The sequence below is a fragment of the Rhizobium sp. K102 genome, assembly GCF_022385315.1.
In the GTDB taxonomy this organism is placed as follows: Bacteria; Pseudomonadota; Alphaproteobacteria; order Rhizobiales; family Rhizobiaceae; genus Rhizobium; species Rhizobium croatiense.
This window is the reverse complement of the sequence record NZ_CP092436.1, coordinates 3,695,380-3,712,597: the sequence shown is the minus strand read 5'-3', so window position 1 is coordinate 3,712,597 and position 17,218 is coordinate 3,695,380. Positions and strand designations below refer to the sequence as shown.

13 protein-coding genes are annotated in these 17,218 nt (G+C 63.3%); 6 read left to right on the top strand and 7 right to left on the bottom strand.

Features of this window, described 5'->3' with window-relative positions; translation table 11 throughout:
- Positions 1 to 13 precede the first annotated feature (13 nt).
- The 3 genes from MHI61_RS24280 to MHI61_RS24270 form a co-directional block, all read right to left on the bottom strand.
- Positions 14 to 1,192: a glycosyltransferase family 4 protein gene (locus MHI61_RS24280; RefSeq protein WP_239792901.1), complete on the bottom strand. Its 1,179-nt coding sequence runs from the start codon at positions 1,190 to 1,192 to the stop codon at positions 14 to 16.
- 246 nt (positions 1,193 to 1,438) lie between these two features.
- Positions 1,439 to 1,675 carry an Lrp/AsnC ligand binding domain-containing protein gene (locus tag MHI61_RS24275; RefSeq protein ID WP_096769774.1) on the bottom strand — a complete coding sequence of 79 codons (237 nt, stop codon included), beginning with the start codon at positions 1,673 to 1,675 and terminating at the stop codon, positions 1,439 to 1,441.
- Positions 1,676 to 1,743: 68 nt separating this feature from the next.
- Positions 1,744 to 2,652, bottom strand: a complete 909-nt coding sequence (locus MHI61_RS24270) for a LysR family transcriptional regulator (RefSeq protein WP_239790889.1) — start codon at positions 2,650 to 2,652, stop codon at positions 1,744 to 1,746.
- A 103-nt stretch (positions 2,653 to 2,755) separates the two neighbouring features.
- On the opposite strand from MHI61_RS24270, the gene MHI61_RS24265 reads away from it, so the two are divergent.
- The 6 genes from MHI61_RS24265 to MHI61_RS24240 all read left to right on the top strand — a co-directional run bounded on the left by MHI61_RS24265 (position 2,756) and on the right by MHI61_RS24240 (position 11,102).
- A complete protein-coding gene (locus MHI61_RS24265; RefSeq protein WP_239790888.1) occupies positions 2,756 to 4,168 on the top strand; it encodes a VOC family protein in 1,413 nt (470 codons plus the stop codon).
- Positions 4,169 to 4,235: 67 nt separating this feature from the next.
- Positions 4,236 to 5,519 carry an FAD-binding oxidoreductase gene (locus tag MHI61_RS24260; RefSeq protein WP_239790887.1) on the top strand — a complete coding sequence of 428 codons (1,284 nt, stop codon included), beginning with the start codon at positions 4,236 to 4,238 and terminating at the stop codon, positions 5,517 to 5,519.
- A gap of 62 nt (positions 5,520 to 5,581) precedes the next feature.
- Positions 5,582 to 7,120, top strand: a complete 1,539-nt coding sequence (locus MHI61_RS24255) for an aldehyde dehydrogenase family protein (protein WP_239790886.1) — start codon at positions 5,582 to 5,584, stop codon at positions 7,118 to 7,120.
- Positions 7,121 to 7,313: 193 nt separating this feature from the next.
- The gene (locus tag MHI61_RS24250) at positions 7,314 to 8,336 is read left to right on the top strand and encodes an iron ABC transporter substrate-binding protein (protein WP_239790885.1); all 1,023 of its coding nucleotides are present in this window, start codon (positions 7,314 to 7,316) and stop codon (positions 8,334 to 8,336) included.
- 64 nt (positions 8,337 to 8,400) lie between these two features.
- A complete protein-coding gene (locus tag MHI61_RS24245; RefSeq protein ID WP_239790884.1) occupies positions 8,401 to 10,068 on the top strand; it encodes an iron ABC transporter permease in 1,668 nt (555 codons plus the stop codon).
- The gene (locus tag MHI61_RS24240) at positions 10,065 to 11,102 is read left to right on the top strand and encodes an ABC transporter ATP-binding protein (RefSeq protein WP_239790883.1); all 1,038 of its coding nucleotides are present in this window, start codon (positions 10,065 to 10,067) and stop codon (positions 11,100 to 11,102) included. Before MHI61_RS24245 ends, MHI61_RS24240 begins: the two co-directional genes overlap by 4 nt.
- Before the next feature lie 103 nt (positions 11,103 to 11,205).
- Here the strand turns inward: MHI61_RS24240 and MHI61_RS24235 are convergent, their stop codons facing one another.
- From MHI61_RS24235 to MHI61_RS24220, 4 genes are all read right to left on the bottom strand, one after another.
- Positions 11,206 to 12,537, bottom strand: coding sequence for a glucoamylase family protein (locus tag MHI61_RS24235; protein WP_239790882.1), 1,332 nt, complete (start codon positions 12,535 to 12,537; stop codon positions 11,206 to 11,208).
- Between the two features lie 255 nt (positions 12,538 to 12,792).
- On the bottom strand, positions 12,793 to 14,631 hold the full coding sequence (locus MHI61_RS24230; protein WP_239790881.1) for an ABC transporter ATP-binding protein: 1,839 nt from the start codon (positions 14,629 to 14,631) through the stop codon (positions 12,793 to 12,795).
- Positions 14,632 to 14,655: 24 nt separating this feature from the next.
- Positions 14,656 to 15,411, bottom strand: a complete 756-nt coding sequence (locus MHI61_RS24225; RefSeq protein WP_239790880.1) for a DUF1028 domain-containing protein — start codon at positions 15,409 to 15,411, stop codon at positions 14,656 to 14,658.
- Between the two features lie 2 nt (positions 15,412 to 15,413).
- Positions 15,414 to 17,198, bottom strand: coding sequence for a gamma-glutamyltransferase family protein (locus MHI61_RS24220; protein WP_239790879.1), 1,785 nt, complete (start codon positions 17,196 to 17,198; stop codon positions 15,414 to 15,416).
- Positions 17,199 to 17,218 lie beyond the last annotated feature (20 nt).

Below are 17,218 nucleotides of genomic sequence, written 5' to 3'. Positions count from 1 at the left end.
CAGGCTGGCAGGATCAGATCCGGTCGGCAGCGGCGATGTTCAGCGATCGATAAAGATCGACATAACGTCCGGCGACAATATCCCAGGAATAGCTGCGCACGGCGTTGACCAGCTCGGCGCGAACGACATCCGGTTGGCGCGCGAGTGTTTCATAGGCCGCTTCGATCACTGTCGCGGCGGTCTCCGGAAGCGTGAAATCGGCTAGCCTGATGACGGGATGCCGGCCGGCAAGCGTTGTAAAGGCGTCATTGGCATTCAGCACTGGCAGCAGGCCGGCGCTCATCGCCTCCAACGCCACCAGCCCGAAGCCTTCATACTCCGAGGCTGAGGCAAACAGCGAGGCCTCGGCGATGATGCGCCGGATAGCGCTGTTGTCGGGCGAGACGTGCAGGGTGACGCGACCGGCAAGGTTGCGGCCTTCGATGGCGGCTTCGACACCGGCCCGGTTCAGGTCGGATTCGGCTCCGACGATGTCGAGATGCCAATCCGTATCGCGGCTCTTCAGTACGGTCATCGCGTCGAGCAGATGCTCCAGCCGCTTGTTCACCGAGAAGCGGCCGATGGTGACGATGCGGCGCCTCGGCCGCTGCGACGCGCTGCCGGCGAACTTGCCGATATCGGCGCCGTTTTCGATCAGCAGGCTGTCGGGTGCGATCGCGGAAAACTGCTTGAGATCGGAGGCGCTGCAGCAGACGACGCGCCGGTAAGCCAGTGCGGAAGCGCGGGTCAGCGTACGGAACCAAATCTTCTTGATGGCGGCGTATTTCCGGGTGTGGAAGAATCCGCCATGGGTGGTGACGATCATCGGCTTGCGATGCAGCAGCCGGCCCCAGGCGAGCGCGTCGAAGAAGAAGTCGATGGCATGGACATGCACGAGATCGGCATCGGTGAGATGGCGGAAAACCTTGGGCGCCAGCGGATATCGACTGCTGCCAGACCAGGGAATGCGCACCACCTCGATGCCGTCGATGTCTTCGCGCGCCGGCAGTTTATCCTTCGGTGCTGTGAACAGCGAATCGAGCGTGACGACGCGAACGCGATAACCGCGCCGGACGGTCTGCCGGGCGAGATTGGCAACCACATCTTCCAGACCGCCGCGATTGGGCAAAAACTGGCGAACGACATGGACGATCAGCGGCGCCGTTTCCGGCTGCGGCCTCTCGTGCACCCTGCCTGCCTCGACGATCGCCATTTTCCACCTATCGCTGCGCACGCCGCCTCCTGTCGAGGCGGCCTTCTTATAGCAACGATGAGATATCTCAGGCGTTAAGCCGCAGTTTCAGCGACGTTGGGAAAGGCGATTCTTCGCGAAAAGGGTTAACCGCGTCTGACGGAGCTTAGAGCATTTCCGTTTTTCTTCGAATCACGGAAATGCTCTGTCTTTTGTTTTTACGCAATTCCGGACGCAAAACCGCGGCACACTTTTGCTGAAATTGCTTTAGAAGGCCTTGAAGGTCAACGTCGTCAGCGAGCGGACGATGCCGGGAATATTGGCGAGGTTGTCGTTGATGAACTTGCCGATGTCCTGGCCTTCCTCGATGTAGACCTTCAGCAGCAGATCGTAGTCGCCGCTGGTGGAATAGAGCTCCGAAACCAGTTCGGTCTGGTAGATGGCGTCGGCGACGTCATAGGTTTTGCCGGGGGCGCATTGGAGCTGGACGAAGATCGGCTTCATGGGATTTCCTGCAGAGATTGTTTGGCTGATATAATGGTCGAAAGCGCCATGCCGATGCAAGCCGTTCCTCACGCAGCCGGATTGGCGGCGGCTTCCGCGACGATCCAGTCGCGAAAGGCGGCAAGCGGCGCATAGTCGGCGCGTTCGCGCGGAAAGGCGAGATAATAGCGCTCGGGGCTTTCCATCTCCCGGTCGACGGCGGCGACAAGATCGCAGCGCTTGAGTTCCTCCTGCATCAGGAATGTCGGCAGCAAAGCGACGCCGAGACCGGCGATCGCCGCCTGTGCGGCGGTGGCGAACTGATCGAAGAGCATGCCATGCACGCTTTCGAAGGGCACGCCGTTGCCGGCGAACCACTGCTCCCAGGCATCCGGGCGCGTCGTCAGATGCAAAAGCGGAACGGCGAGCAGATCCTGCGGTTCCGAAATCCGGTGCTGCTTCAGAAAGTCTGGGCTGCAGGCCGGCACCGTGCGCTCCGACATCAAAAAAGCGAGCTCTGCGCCCGGCCAGTGCGGATGGCCGAAATGGATCGCGGCATCGATCGAATCGAGGCGGAAATCGAAGGGCGAAAGCCGGGTCGCCAGATTGATTGTCACACCGGGATTGGCGGTGAGGAAGCGCCCGAGGCGCGGCGCCAGCCAGCGCGTGCCGAAGGTCGGCAGGATGGCGAGATTGAGCGTGCCGCCATGCGGATTGGCGCGCAGGTTCAAGGAGGCGCTGGAGATGCGCCGCAGCGCCTCGCGGATTTCGCGGGCATAACTGTCGCCGGCAAGCGTCAGCCGCATGGTCTGGCGTTCGCGCAGGAAGAGCTCGACGCCAAGCTGCTCCTCCAGCGCGCTCACCTGGCGGCTGACGGCGCTCTGGGTCAGATCGAGCTCGCGCGCGGCCGCCGTGACGCTGCCGGTGCGGGCGACCGCCTCGAAGGCGGCGAGATGTGAAATCGACGGCAGAAAGCGTCTCGAAGCGATCATGATCATTCCGTTTCAGAATAAGCTATTTCCGAATTAGCGATATTTCCGGCTTCGCAGCGGTTGTAAAGAGTTTCATCCTGCAAAAACGGAATGAGCCGGAGTTTTCAAGATGCCGCAAACCTTCGTTTCCACTGACCGCATCCGTTCGCTTTTCACCGAGGCGATGTCGCAGATGTACCGGACGGAGGTGCCGCAATACGGCACGCTGATCGAACTGGTCGCCGATGTGAATGCCGGCTGCCTCGAACGCGATCCGGCTCTGCGCGAGCGCCTGGCTCGCGCCGGCGAGCTCGAACGCATTGATGTCGAGCGTCACGGCGCCATCCGCCTCGGCACGGCGGATGAACTTTTCACCATCCGCCGGCTGTTCGCCGTCATGGGCATGCAGGCGGTCGGCTATTACGATCTTTCGGTTGCCGGCGTTCCGGTCCATTCCACCTGCTTCCGGCCGATCGACGAGGCCGCACTCAACATCAATCCGTTCCGCGTCTTCACCTCGCTGCTGCGCCTGGAATTGATCGAGGACGAAGGACTGCGCAGCGAAGCCGAGGCCATTTTGGCACAGCGGCGCATCTATTCGCCGCGCGCCGTCGCACTGATCGAGCGTCACGAGCAGAATGGCGGCCTCACCGAAGCGGAAGCCGCGGAATTCGTCGCCGAGGCGCTTGAAACCTTCCGTTGGCACGGCGAGGCGACGGTCAGTGCCGAAACCTACAAGCGCCTGCACGACGCACATCGGCTGATCGCCGACGTCGTCAGCTTCAAAGGCCCGCATATCAACCATCTGACGCCGCGCACGCTCGATATCGACGCGGTCCAGGCCCGTATGCCGGAACGCGGCATCACGCCGAAGGCCGTCATCGAAGGGCCGCCGCGCCGTCATTGCGATATCCTGCTGCGGCAGACGAGCTTCAAGGCGCTGGAGGAGGCGATCGTCTTTGCCGGTGACGCGGAAGCCGTTCAAGGGACGCATACCGCGCGTTTCGGCGAGATCGAACAGCGCGGCGTGGCGCTAACGCCCAAGGGCCGGGCGCTTTACGACCGGCTGCTCGCCTCGGTTCGCGGCGAGGTGCAGGTCGGCGCCGGCGGCGCCAAGGCCGGCGCTTACGATCAGGAACTCGCCGAGCGTTTCAAGGCGCTGCCGGACAGCTGGGACGAGCTGCGCAGGCAAGACCTGGCCTTCTTCCGCTATTCCGCCACATCAGAAGGCATTGCCGCCGCGGTCAACGGCACGCTGCCCGGCGATCCGGAAGCGCTGATCGCCAAGGGTCACCTTGTCTTCTCGCCGATCGTCTACGAAGACTTCCTGCCCGTCAGCGCGGCCGGCATCTTCCAGTCGAATCTCGGCACCGATCAGCAGCAGAATTATGCGACGCGCTCGAACCGCGACGCCTTCGAGGCCGCACTCGGCGCCACCGTTCAGGACGAGCTGGCGCTTTATGCTGAGCGCCAGGCCGCCTCGCTGGATGCAGCGATGGAGGCGCTCGGCCTTGCCGGCCTGCAGCTGAAGACCGTTGCGTGAAATGCGCGCTTCAACGCTTCATCATATGGGTTAAACTACCGCGATTTCGTTCCGATCGGACTGAACCATGCTGAATGATCCGCGCTCCCACGGCCTCTGGGAAAAGACCGCAGCCGAACCGCCGGCAACCCGGCCTCTCGCAGGCGCGGTATCGGCCGACGTCGTCATCGTCGGTGGCGGCTACACCGGCCTCTCCTCCGCCCTACATCTTGCCGAAGCCGGCTCGAAGGTGGTGCTGCTGGAGGCGAAGGAGATCGGTTTCGGCGGCGCCGGGCGCAATGTCGGCCTGATCAATGCCGGCATGTGGGTGATGCCCGACGATCTGCCCGGCGTACTCGGTCCCCTGCATGGCGAACGCCTGCTCGAACTGCTCGGCAATGCGCCGAAGCTCGTCATGGAACTGATCGACAGGCACGGGATTGCCTGCGAACTCGAACGCAGCGGCACGCTGCACTGTGCGGTCGGCGCGCAGGGGCTGAAGGAGATCGAGGAACGCGCGGCGCAATGGTCGGCGCGCGGCGCACCCGTGACGCTGCTCGACGCGGCGGAGACGGCCAGACGCATCGGCAGCGACGCTTATACCGGTTCGCTGCTCGACATGCGCGCCGGAACGCTGCAGCCGCTGGCCTATGCGCGCGGCCTTGCCCATGCCGCCGTCAAGGCGGGTGTCGCCATCCATACGTCGAGCCCCGTCATCGCAACCGAGCGCAACGGCAGCCGCTGGACCGTGAAGACGGAAAACGGCGAGGTCAGCGCGGGCTGGATCATCGTCGCGACCGATGCCTACAGCACCGGCCCCTTCGAGCAGGTGCGCAACGAACAGGTCTATCTGCCCTATTTCAACTTCGCCACCGTGCCGCTCGGCCACAATCTGCGCCAATCGATCCTGCCGGGACGGGAAGGCGCATGGGACACCAAGGACATTCTGTCCTCCTTCCGCATGGACCAGGCCGGGCGTCTCGTCTTCGGCAGTGTCGGGGCGCTGCGCAATACCGGGCTTGCCGTTCACAAAGGCTGGGCCAAGCGCGCCTTGAAGCGGCTCTTCCCCATGATCGGCGATGTCGAATTCGAATGCGAATGGTACGGCCAGATCGGCATGACCGACGATGCGCTGCCGCGCTTTCATAAATTCGCGCCCGGCGTGATCGGCTTTTCGGGTTATAATGGCCGCGGCATTGCCCCCGGCACGGTCTTCGGCCGGATCTTGGCCGAACATATTCTCGGCCGGCTTTCGGAAGCCGATCTGCCGCTGCCACTGACCTCGCCCACCGAACCGAGCTTCCGGGCACTCAAGGAACTATGGTACGAAGCCGGCGCTCAGGTCGCCCATTTCGCCGATGCCCGCTTCTAAGAAGCGATAAGCGCTCTGAAGCGAAACTCGCTTCTGAGAATAACAAGATTGGAACCACGACAATGAATATCGCCGTCCTCGATCTCGCCACCGAAACCGCCAAGCTGCTCGCCGAACTCGGCGTCGACGCCAGCCGCTATCATGGCGGCACGCTTTCCGTCACCTCGCCAGTGACGGGCAAGGAAATCGGCAAACTCAGAGAGCACACCGTTTCCGAGACGAAGGCGGCGATCGAAGAGGCGCACAAGGCTTTCCTCGAATGGCGTTCCGTTCCGGCGCCGAAGCGCGGCGAGCTGGTCCGTCTGCTCGGAGAGGAGCTGCGCGCCGCCAAGACCGCGCTCGGCCGTCTCGTCTCAATCGAGGTCGGCAAGATCACCTCCGAAGGTCTGGGCGAAGTGCAGGAGATGATCGATATCTGCGATTTCGCCGTCGGCCTGTCCCGTCAGCTCTACGGCCTGACGATCGCCACCGAGCGCTCCGAGCACCGGATGATGGAAAGCTGGCATCCGCTTGGCGTGGTCGGCATCATCTCCGCCTTCAACTTCCCCATCGCCGTCTGGTCGTGGAATGCGGCACTTGCGATGGTCTGCGGCAATTCCACCGTCTGGAAGCCTTCGGAAAAGACGCCGTTGACCGCGCTTGCCGTGCAGGCGCTGTTCGAGAAAGCGCTGAAACGCTTCGTCGCCGAGGGCGGCACGGCGCCGGCCAATCTTTCGACGCTGATCATCGGCGGCCGCGAGGTCGGCGAAGTGCTGGTCGACCACCCGAAGATCCCGCTCGTATCCGCCACCGGCTCGACCGCGATGGGCCGCGCCGTCGGCCCGCGCCTATCGCAGCGTTTTGCCCGCGCGATCCTCGAACTCGGCGGCAACAATGCGGCGATCGTCTGCCCGAGCGCCGATCTCGACCTGACGCTGCGCGGCGTCGCCTTCTCCGCCATGGGCACGGCCGGTCAGCGCTGCACGACGCTGCGCCGCCTCTTCGTCCATGAAAGCGTCTACGACCAGCTGGTGCCGCGCCTGCAGAAGGCCTACGGCTCCGTCACCATCGGCAATCCGCTCGAAACCGGCACGCTGGTCGGACCGCTGATCGACGGCCAGGCCTTTGAAAAGATGCAGGCAGCACTCGGCGAAGCGGCTTCGGCCGGCGGCAAAGTGACCGGCGGCCAACGCGTCGACAATGGATCGGCCGATGCCTTCTATGTTCGCCCCGCGCTCGTCGAAATGCCCGATCAGACCGGACCGGTCGAACACGAGACCTTCGCGCCCATTCTTTACGTGATGAAATACAGCGATTTCGACGCGGTGCTGGCGCTGCATAACGCCGTGCCGCAGGGGCTGTCCTCGTCGATCTTCACCAACGACATGCGCGAGGCGGAAACCTTCGTCTCGGCCCGCGGCTCGGATTGCGGCATCGCCAACGTCAATCTCGGCCCTTCGGGCGCCGAGATCGGCGGCGCCTTCGGTGGCGAGAAGGAAACCGGCGGCGGACGCGAATCCGGCTCCGATGCCTGGAAGGCCTATATGCGCCGCGCCACCAACACGATCAATTACGGCAGCACGCTGCCGCTCGCGCAAGGCGTCAAGTTCGACGTCGAATAAGTGCAATAGCGAAGAGAGGCGGCGCTCGCACAGTGTCGCCTTTCTTGACTGAATTGGGATTTCATTCCCGCGTAATATGAAATATATGGTCGAGATATTGTGATGTTTTTTCCTGACGACCAAACTTGAAATTGCTAGTCAAGAAAAATATACGCCTCTTACCCCTCGGGGTGACATTGGCATGGAGGCCATCATGACTACTGCTCTTAATCGTTTTTCCCAGGTGCTGGCGTTTGCCGCTTCGCTTCTCTCCGCCACGGCGCTTGCTGGCATCGCCAATGCGCAGGATGAGGGCCTCGTCGTCTACAATGCCCAGCACGAAAGCCTGGGCCGCGAATGGATCGATGCCTTCACCAAGGAGACCGGCATCAAGGTCACTATGCGCCAGGGCAGCGACATGCAGTTCGCCAACCAGATCATCCAGGAAGGCGACGCCTCGCCGGCCGATATCTTCCTGACCGAGAATTCGCCGGCGATGACGCTGGTCGACGGCGCAGGCCTCTTCGCGCCGGTCGAAAAGGACACGCTGGATCAGGTTCCCGATCAGTACCGCCCGGCCGACGGCATGTGGACCGGCATTGCCGCCCGCACCACCGTCTTTGCCTATGACAAGACGAAGCTCACCGAGGACAAGCTGCCGAAGTCGATGCTCGACCTCGCCGATCCCGCCTGGAAGGGCCGTTGGGGTGCGGCGCCCGCCGGCGCCGACTTCCAGGCGATTGTCGCGGCGCTGCTGCAGCTCAAGGGCGAAGACGCCACCAAGGCATGGCTGAAGGGCCTCAAGGACAATGCCACCCCTTACAAGGGCAACAGCGTCGCCATGAAGGCGGTCAACGCAGGCGAAGTCGAAGGCGCGGTCATCTACCATTACTACTGGTTCGGCGATCAGGCCAAAACCGGCGAAAACAGCAAGAATGTCGGTATGCATTACTTCAAGAACCAGGATCCGGGCGCTTTCGTCAGCGTTTCGGGCGGCGGTATCCTGAAATCCACCCAGCACATGAAGGAAGCTCAGGCCTTCCTGAAGTTCATCACCGGCAAGGCCGGCCAGGCCGTTCTGAAGGACGGCACGTCCTATGAATATGCCATCGGCAAGGATGCAGCCTCCAACGGCAAGCTGACGCCGCTCGCCGATCTCAACGCGCCGAAAGTCGAGGCTTCGACGCTGGACAGCAAGAAGGTCGTGGAGCTGATGACCGCCGCCGGCCTGATCTGACACTTCTGCCGCAGGCTTGCAGCGGCCAAAACTATTGCTTTTGGCTCAAGAAAACCTTCAGGGCATGACGAAATCCGGCAACCGTCCTTCAAAGGCGGTTGCCTTCCTTTTTCAGCGTGTAAAGGCATCGGCCTTGCTGCAGGACAACAGATTGCTCGCATCCGGTACCGAGGCGCCGACCGCGCCGGGGACGGTGCGAATGGTTTTGCCGCGCGGGCGCATACCGCACGCATCCGTCATGCTCCTCGCCACCGCGGTCGCGCTGTTCAGTCTCGTGCCGCTCGGCTTCATCGGCTGGATCACCTATGATGTCGGCTGGGAAACTGTGAAGGCGCTCGTCTTCCGGTCGCGCGTCGGCGAACTCCTCATCAATACGGTTCTCCTGGAATCGATCACCATTCCGCTGTCGATCGCGCTGGCCGTCACGCTTGCCTGGCTGACCGAGCGGACGGATGTTCCTTTCGCCAGGCTGTGGGCCTGGCTCGCGATCGCGCCGCTCGCCGTGCCGGCCTTCGTGCACAGCTATGCCTGGATCAGCCTCATTCCCGGCATGCGCGGCCTGCAGAGCGGCGTCTTCGTTTCGGTGATCGCCTATTACCCCTTCCTCTATCTGCCGGTCGCCGCAGCCTTGCGCCGCCTCGATCCCGCCATCGAGGATGCCGCGGCCTCGCTCGGCCTCAATCCCTGGCGTGTCTTTTTCCGCGCCGTGCTGCCGCAGCTGAGATTCGCCATCTGCGGCGGCTCGCTGCTGATCGCGCTGCACCTGCTTTCGGAATACGGCCTATTTGTCATGATCCGGTTCGACACTTTCGCGACGGCGATCGTCGACCAATTCCAGTCTTCCTACAACAGCCCGGCCTCCAACATGCTCGGCGGCGTGCTCGTCGCCTGCTGTCTTTTCCTGCTTGGCCTCGAAGTGCTGCTGCGCGGCAACGAACGTTATGCCCGCGTCGGCGCCGGCTCGCCGCGTCCGGCCGATCGCCGGCGTCTCGGCTGGTTCGTGGTGCCGGCCATCTCGCTGCCCGTCGTCCTGGCGGTGCTGACGCTCGGCGTGCCGCTGGTGACGCTTGGCCGCTGGCTCTATCTCGGCGGCAGCGAGATCTGGCGTATCGAGGTCGCCAGCGCCTTCGTGCAGACGATCGTTCTCGCCCTTGCCGGCGGCGTGCTGGCGACGATTGCCGCAGCCCCGATGGCGTGGCTGTCGGTGCGTGCACCCGGCCGCTTGCAGCGCCTGCTCGAAGCCTGCCACTATTATGTCGGCTCGCTGCCGGGGGTCGTCGTGGCGCTGGCGCTGGTGACGATCACCGTGCGCCTGATGCTGCCGCTCTATCAAACCTTCGCAACCCTGCTCGTCGCCTATGTGATGCTTTTTCTGCCGCGCGCCATGGTCGGGCTGCGCACCAGCATCGCCCAGGCGCCGGTGGAGCTGGAGCGCGCCGCGATGGGTCTCGGCCGCACCCCCGGCCAGGCGGTGCGGCAGATCACCATGCGGCTTGCGGCGCCCGGAGCCGCCGCCAGCGTGGCACTCGCCGCACTCGGCATCACCAATGAACTCACGGCGACGCTGATGCTTTCGCCCAATGGCGTCGATACGCTGGCGACGAAATTCTGGTCGCTGACCAGCGAAATCGATTATGTCTCTGCCGCCCCCTACGCCTTCATGATGATCGTGCTGTCGCTGCCGCTCACCCTGACGCTCTATACGCAATCGAAACGGTCCGCCGGCCAATGACGCTGCTTACGATCGAGAACATAAGCAAGCGTTACGGGCCGGTCCAGGCGCTGAAGGATATTTCGCTCGAAGTGCAGGCGGGCAGCCGTACTGCGGTCGTCGGGCCGTCCGGTTCGGGCAAAACGACGCTGCTGCGCATTATTGCCGGCTTCGAGCAAGCCGACGCCGGCAGGGTGACCCTGGATGGCGACGTGCTGGCGGACGGTCCGGCCGCGGTGCCGGCCCATAAGCGCGGCATCGGCATCGTGTCGCAGGACGGAGCGCTGTTTCCGCATCTGAGCGTTGGCGAGAATATCGGTTTCGGTTTCGAGAAGGGGGCTGTGGATCGCGAGAAGCGCATCATCGATCTGCTCGACATGGTCGAGCTCGATCGCGGCATGCTGGCGCGGCGCCCACACCAGCTTTCCGGCGGCCAGCAGCAGCGCGTCGCACTTGCCCGCGCGCTCGGCCGCAAGCCGCGGCTGATGCTGCTCGACGAGCCGTTCTCGGCGCTCGATACCGGCTTGCGTGAAAACATGCGCAAGGTGGTGGCGCGCGTGCTGCAGGCAGCCGGCATTACCGCCGTTCTGGTGACGCACGATCAGGAAGAGGCGCTGAGCTTTGCCGATCAGGTGGCGGTCTTAAGGGAAGGGCGGCTGATCCAGGCCGGATCGCCGCAATCATTGTATCTGCATCCCAGGGATCGCGAGACGGCGCTGTTCCTCGGCGATGCGGTGTTGCTGCCCGCCATCATCCGAAACGGGCTGGCCGATTGCGCCCTCGGCCGCGTCGCGGTCGACGGCAGCCGGCAGGGCAAGGCGGAGATCATGCTGCGGCCCGAACAGATCCGTGTCATTGCCGATGAAAGCGATCGCGATCATGGCGGACGTGTCGTCGAGGTGGAATTCGGCGGCGCAGTCTGCACCGTTGCCGTTTCGCTCGATGGCGTTGCCCTGCCGCCGATCCGGATCAAGACCTCAAGCGTCGCCCTTCCCTCGCGCGGCGATCTCGTTCGCCTCGATATTTCAGGCAAGGCGCATGTCTTCGAACGGTAAAGCGCGTCGCATCGAATTTGATGCATGCGACGCGCTTTAGTACTTTGTTCTGTGCATGTCGTTACCCCGGAACCGCTGCACACTTCCGGGCGACATGCATTGCTCAGCCGACCTTGCGTATCATCTCTTCCGGCTCGATGCCTTCGAGCCAGCCGCCGGCAAAACCGGCGCGCTCGAGGCCGAGGCGGATGACCGGCGATTGCCGCATCAGCTTCCAGATGAAATCGGAGCGCTCGTTTTCGACGGTCATGACGACAAGACCCTGGTCGATGCCGACGGTGCGATCGTCGACCCAGCCTTCCGGCCGCTTGGTCTTGACCGTCGGGTTGAAGCCGCCGGGAAAGCCGCCCTCCAAGAGCAGGTTCGGATAGCTGGTCAAAAGTGCCTTGGTGCCGTCGAGAGCCGCCTGCCGGTCGTAGGGCAGGCAGGCGAGGGCCGCCCAGGGCGCGATCGTCCCGTCATCCGGGCCAAGCGGCGCGCCGCGCGCGGCATAACCCAGAACCTTCGGCTGGCGGCCGCCGCGCATGCGCCGGGTCGGCGGCGGGCCGTCGCAAGCGGAAAAACCCCAGATATTCCTGTTGTAGCCGACGAACTGGCCGGGATTACGCTCGGCATAGTCACGCTGGACGTTGATGACCACCTGGGTGTTGCGGAAATAATCCCAGTTCCGCTCCGCCATCGGCCTGTCCCGAATGCCGCGGAAATCAATCCAGGCATGGGAGAACAAATGGATGAACAGCGGGCCGGCATAGAGATAGGGCTGTTCGCCGTGCATCATCCAGGAATAGCTTGACGTGAAGGCGTCGTAGCACGATTGCGGGATGGGATGCGTCGGCGAGGCCAGCGCCAGGGCATAGAGGATGATCGCCTCGTCGAAGCCGTGATAGCGCCAGCGCAGAAAGCCCGATGAGGGCTTCCAACCCATGGAAATGGTGTCGCCCTTGTTCAGCGCCCAGCGCCAGTCGACGCGTTCGTAGATGAAGGTCGCGAGCTCACGGATTTCGGTCTCGGTCTCGTCCTGACGATCGAAATATTGCGCTGATGTCAGGATACCGGCAACGAGCAGGGCGGTGTCGATGGTCGAAAGCTCGCTGTTCCAGGCACGGTTGCCGGTGTCCATGTGCAGGAAATGGTAGAAGAAGCCGCGGTGGCCGGTCGCATGACGTTCCTCGCCCTGGCGCGCCTCGGCAAAGAAACGCAGCGTATTGACCGTGCGTTCGGCCGCTTCCTTGCGGGTGATCCAGCAACGTTCGACACCAACGGTATAGGAGGAAAGCGCAAAGCCGACGGCCGCGATGCTCGCCGGCACGCCGCCGATCGAGGTATCCGCCACCAGGCCATTCTCGGGATTGGAATATTTCAGGAAGTACTTGAATGCCGAATACTGCAACCTGTCGACCAGGGCGGCATCAATGTCTTCAATCCGTTGCAGCATAGGCTCCTACCCAACTGTTGCATCGCCCCCATGGTTGAACATGAGGGCCGTCCCCCGGCAAATCAAACCTTTTTGATTCGCAAGGATAAGAGAACACAAACGACGGGTATCGGTCGTTAACAATTATCGGTGAAATAATATCTAGCATAAGTCATATAAGCGGCGCAGCAAAAGTGACGGTCCGCGCGCCACCGGCGCGGGTTATTTTCCCGCAATACTTGTATGTCAGATGCTCCCGAGACTAGGTTCTCACGCTCAGGCGGCTTCATCGACCCGCACCAGATGGCCTGCCGTCACTTCCCGGTATCGTCGCGGCGGCGCGACGTAGCCAACCGGGCGAACGGGGCTCTTGAGCTCGTCGGTTCCGAGGTTGCGCTTGATGCCGCGACGTGAGGGGTCGGGAACCGGCACGGCTGCCATCAGCTTCTTCGTGTAGGCGTGCTGCGGGTTGCTGAACAGTTCCGCGCGCGGGCCGATCTCGACGATTTCGCCAAGATACATCACCGCGACCCGATGACTGACGCGCTCGACCACGGCCATGTCGTGGGAAATGAACAGGAAAGCGAGGTTGAGGCTTTGCTGCAGGTCCATCAGCAGATTGCAGACCTGTGCCTTGATCGAGACATCGAGGGCCGAAACGCTTTCGTCGGCGACGATCACCTTCGGATCGAGCGCGAGCGCGCGGGCGATGCAGATGCGCTGGCGCTGACCGCCGGAGAATTCGTGCGGATATCGTTTCATCATGTCGGGTTTCAGTCCGACGCGTTCGAGAAGATCGGCGGCCTTGTCGCGGGCCTGGGCGCCGGTGCCGAGGCCGTGTTCGGTGATGGGTTCGGCGACGGCGGCGCCGACGGTCATGCGCGGGTTGAGGCTGGCGAAGGGATCCTGAAAGATCATCTGGATGCTGCGGCGCATCCGTCTGAGACTGACCGCGTCAAGGCTCAGCACGTCATAGCCGTCGAGGCTGACGCTGCCGGCGTTCGGCTGGACGAGGCGGGTGACCGTGCGGCCGGTGGTCGACTTGCCGCAGCCGGATTCGCCGACGAGCGACAGCGTCTCGCCCTGGAAGAGATCGAAGGAGACGTCCTCGACCGCGTGGATCGCGCCCGTCTTGCGGCCGAGCAGGCCGCCGCGGATATCGAAACGGGTCGCGAGGTTCTTGACTTCGAGGATCGGCGTCCGGCGCCGGTCGACGGTATCGGCCACTTCGACCGGCTCGCGGCGTTCGCCGGTCGTCGTATCGATGACGGGGAAACGCAGCGGCCATTTCCGGTCGGCCATCGAGCCGAGGCGCGGCACGGCCGAGAGCAGTGCGCGGGTATAGGGATGTCTGCCGCGATGGAAGATGTCGTCGGTCGTGCCGGTTTCCACCGCTTCGCCGCGATACATGACGATGGTGCGGTCAGCAATTTCGGCAACGACGCCCATGTCGTGGGTGATGAAGAGAACGGACATGCCCTCTTCTTCCTGCAGCATCTTGATCAGGTCGAGGATCTGGCCCTGGATCGTCACGTCGAGCGCCGTCGTCGGTTCGTCGGCGATCAGCAGTTTCGGCCGGCTGGCGAGCGCCATGGCGATCATTACGCGCTGGCGCATGCCGCCCGAGAACTGGTGCGGATATTCGTCGAAGCGCGAAGCGGCGTTGGGGATGCGGACCTTTTCCAGCAGCCGCACGGTCTCGGCCCGCGCCTCGGCTTTGCCGATCTCGCCGTGGCAGGTGAGCGCTTCGGAGATCTGGCGGCCGATAGTGAAAATCGGGTTGAGGGATGTCATTGGCTCCTGGAAGATCATGGCGGCGTCGTTGCCGCGAACCCGGCGCATCTCCTTTTCCGGAAGGCTGAGAACATCCTTGCCATTCAAGGTGATGGCACCATCGATGCGGCTCGATCCGTTGGCGAGCAACCGCATGATCGAAAGGGAGGTGACGCTCTTGCCCGAGCCGCTTTCGCCGACGATTGCCACGGTCTCGCCAGGCATGACATCGAAGGAGACGCCGCGCACCACCGGCTTCCAGTCGCCATCGACGAGGAAGGAGGTCGTCAGGTTCCGGACGGAGAGAACAGGAGAGGCGGGGGCCGAAGAAACATCACTCATGTCGTTCCCTTTGTGTTATCGAATTCACGTCTTCAAAGGCGTGGCGAAGGAGGCGGAAGGCCTGCCTGCCGCGATGCGGGCCGCTTCCAGCGTCGCGATCTTTTCATCGATCTCGCGCCTGTCGGGCATGCCGTTCGGATTTTGCCGCGTCGCCATCGTCTCCGCGACATGCAGGTAACGTTCACCCGCCACGGTTTGGAGGCGGACAAGTTCGGCGAGCGGATCGGGATGATCGTCGGCGCGGATACTCAGCCACGGATAATCCTGATCGCGATGGATGACGAGGGCGGCGGACTGTCTGCCGCGCTTGTCACCGCCGGCATCCTCGCCTGCCTGCATCGCCAACAGCAGGCGTTCGGCCAACGGCTTGTCCATCGCCTTGTTATAGGTGGCAAGCGTTTCGGTGATGACGTCGGGACCCGCAAGCATGTTGCCGGCGACCGAGACGTTTTCGTCGATCAGATGCCCCGCCCAGTCGATGCATGCGGCGCCGGTGAAGGCGGCGTTGCGCCCCTTTGCATCGATGAGGTGCAACTGCCGCTGATTGCGGCCGGCATCACGCGCGGTCAGCTCGGCGATGATTTCCTCCGGCGCTTTGCCGGCGGCCAGTAGCGACAGGCCGTCGACGCCGTAAAGCGGGCTGACGAAGGCCTGCGTGGCGACGGCGCCGATGCTGCCGCGAATATGCGGCACAAGAGCGCCGACGGCGAAGAAGCGGCTCGCGACGGCGATGCCGAGATAACCAGTCAAGGGATCACGGGCGACGATCGACCAGGTCATGGCTATCTCCCGATCGCATAGGCCTGCATCAGGCGCGGGGTGGCTGCGGCGCGCAACAGTCCGTCGGCATCGCGTCTCGCAGCGGTCAGCCGGCCGACCGTCCAGGGATCGGCGACCGTCAGCTTGTGGCCCTTGAGGCGCAAGGCATCGAGGACATCGGGGCCGAAATTCGCCTCCGCCATCAGGCTGCCGGGTTCGCGGGTGCGCGGATAGAAGGAGCCCGGAAAATGCGAGGTGTGGAACAGCGGCTGGTCGATCGCCGCCTGCAGGTTCAGCCTGTGATGGGCATAACGCAGGAAGAAGGAGAGCTGCCATTGCTCTTGCTGGTCGCCGCCCGGTGTGCCGAAGGCCAGCGTCGGGCGGCCATCGTAGAGGCCGAGCGAAGGCGTCAGCGTCGTGCGCGGCCGTTTGCCGGGGGCGAGCGACGTCGGCAGGCCTGGTTTCAGCCAGAACATCTGGGCGCGGGAATTGAGGCAGAAGCCAAGGCCGGGCACGGTCGGCGAGGATTGCAGCCAGCCGCCTGATGGCGTGACGGAAACCATGTTGCCGTCGCGGTCGATGACGTCGATATGCACCGTGTCGCCGCGCTTTTCGGAAAGATGCGCCATGGTCGGCTCGTAGACGGCGCCGGTTTTCGAATCCGCACCGAGCATCGTCATCGTCAGATCATGCTGCGCCTCGAAGCCAGGAACGATGCCGGGGCGAAGATCGAAGGAGGCGTCCGCGCCGATAAGCTTGCGGCGCTCGGCGGCATAGGCTTCCGACAGCAGATGCGTAACAGGGATCTCCGAAAAATCAGGATCGCCGTAATAGACTTCGCGGTCGGCGAAGGCGAGCTTCATCGCCTCGACGACGGTATGGACGAAATCGGCGCCAATGGAGTCCATTGCGCCGAGATCAAAGCCTTTGAGGATCGACAGGGTCTGCAGGAAGACCGGACCCTGGCCCCAGGGGCCGATCTTGGCGATGGTCCAGCCATGATAATCATAGGTCAGCGGCTCCTCGATCGTTGCCGACCAGTTTGCCATGTCGCTGGCAGTCAAAACGCCCTTGTGACGGTTGCCGCTCGCATCCATCACCTCGGCGGTCTTCAGATAGTCGTCGATCGTCTCGGCGACGAAGCCGCGATAGAAGGCGTCGCGGGCCGCCTGCACTTGCGCTTCCCTGCCGCTTTTCGCCTCGGCCTCGTCGATGATACGTTTCCAGGTTTCGGCAAGCACCGGATTCCTGAAATTCGCATGCGCTTGGGGCGCGCTGCCGCCCGGCAGCCAGGTCTCGTACGAGGTCGGCCATTCCTTCTCGAAGAAGGCGGCGAGCCCTTTGATGGTGGCGGAGACGCGCGGCAGCATCGGATGGCCGTGTTCGGCGTAATAAATCGCCGGTTCCAGCACATCGCGCACGCTCATCGAGCCGTAGTCGCGCAGCATCAGCATCCAGCCATCGAAGGAGCCGGGGATGACGGTCGCAAGCAGCCCGTCGCCGGGGATCAGGCTCAGGCCTTCCGCCGTATAGTGTTCGATCGTTGCGCCGGCGGGGGCAGGTCCTTGCGCGCAGATGACCTCGACCTTGTCCTTCTTCTTCGAATAGATCACCGCCGGCAGGTCGCCGCCTGGACCGCAAAGATGCGGCTCGACGATCTGCAGCACGAAACCTGTCGCTACCGCCGCGTCGAAGGCGTTGCCGCCCTTTTCGAGAATGCTCATGCCGACGGCCGAGGCGATCCAGTGCGTCGAGGTGACGACGCCGAAGGTGCCGAGGATCTCGGGACGGGTCGTGAATGCGGTCATGTCAAATGTCCTTTCGAGAA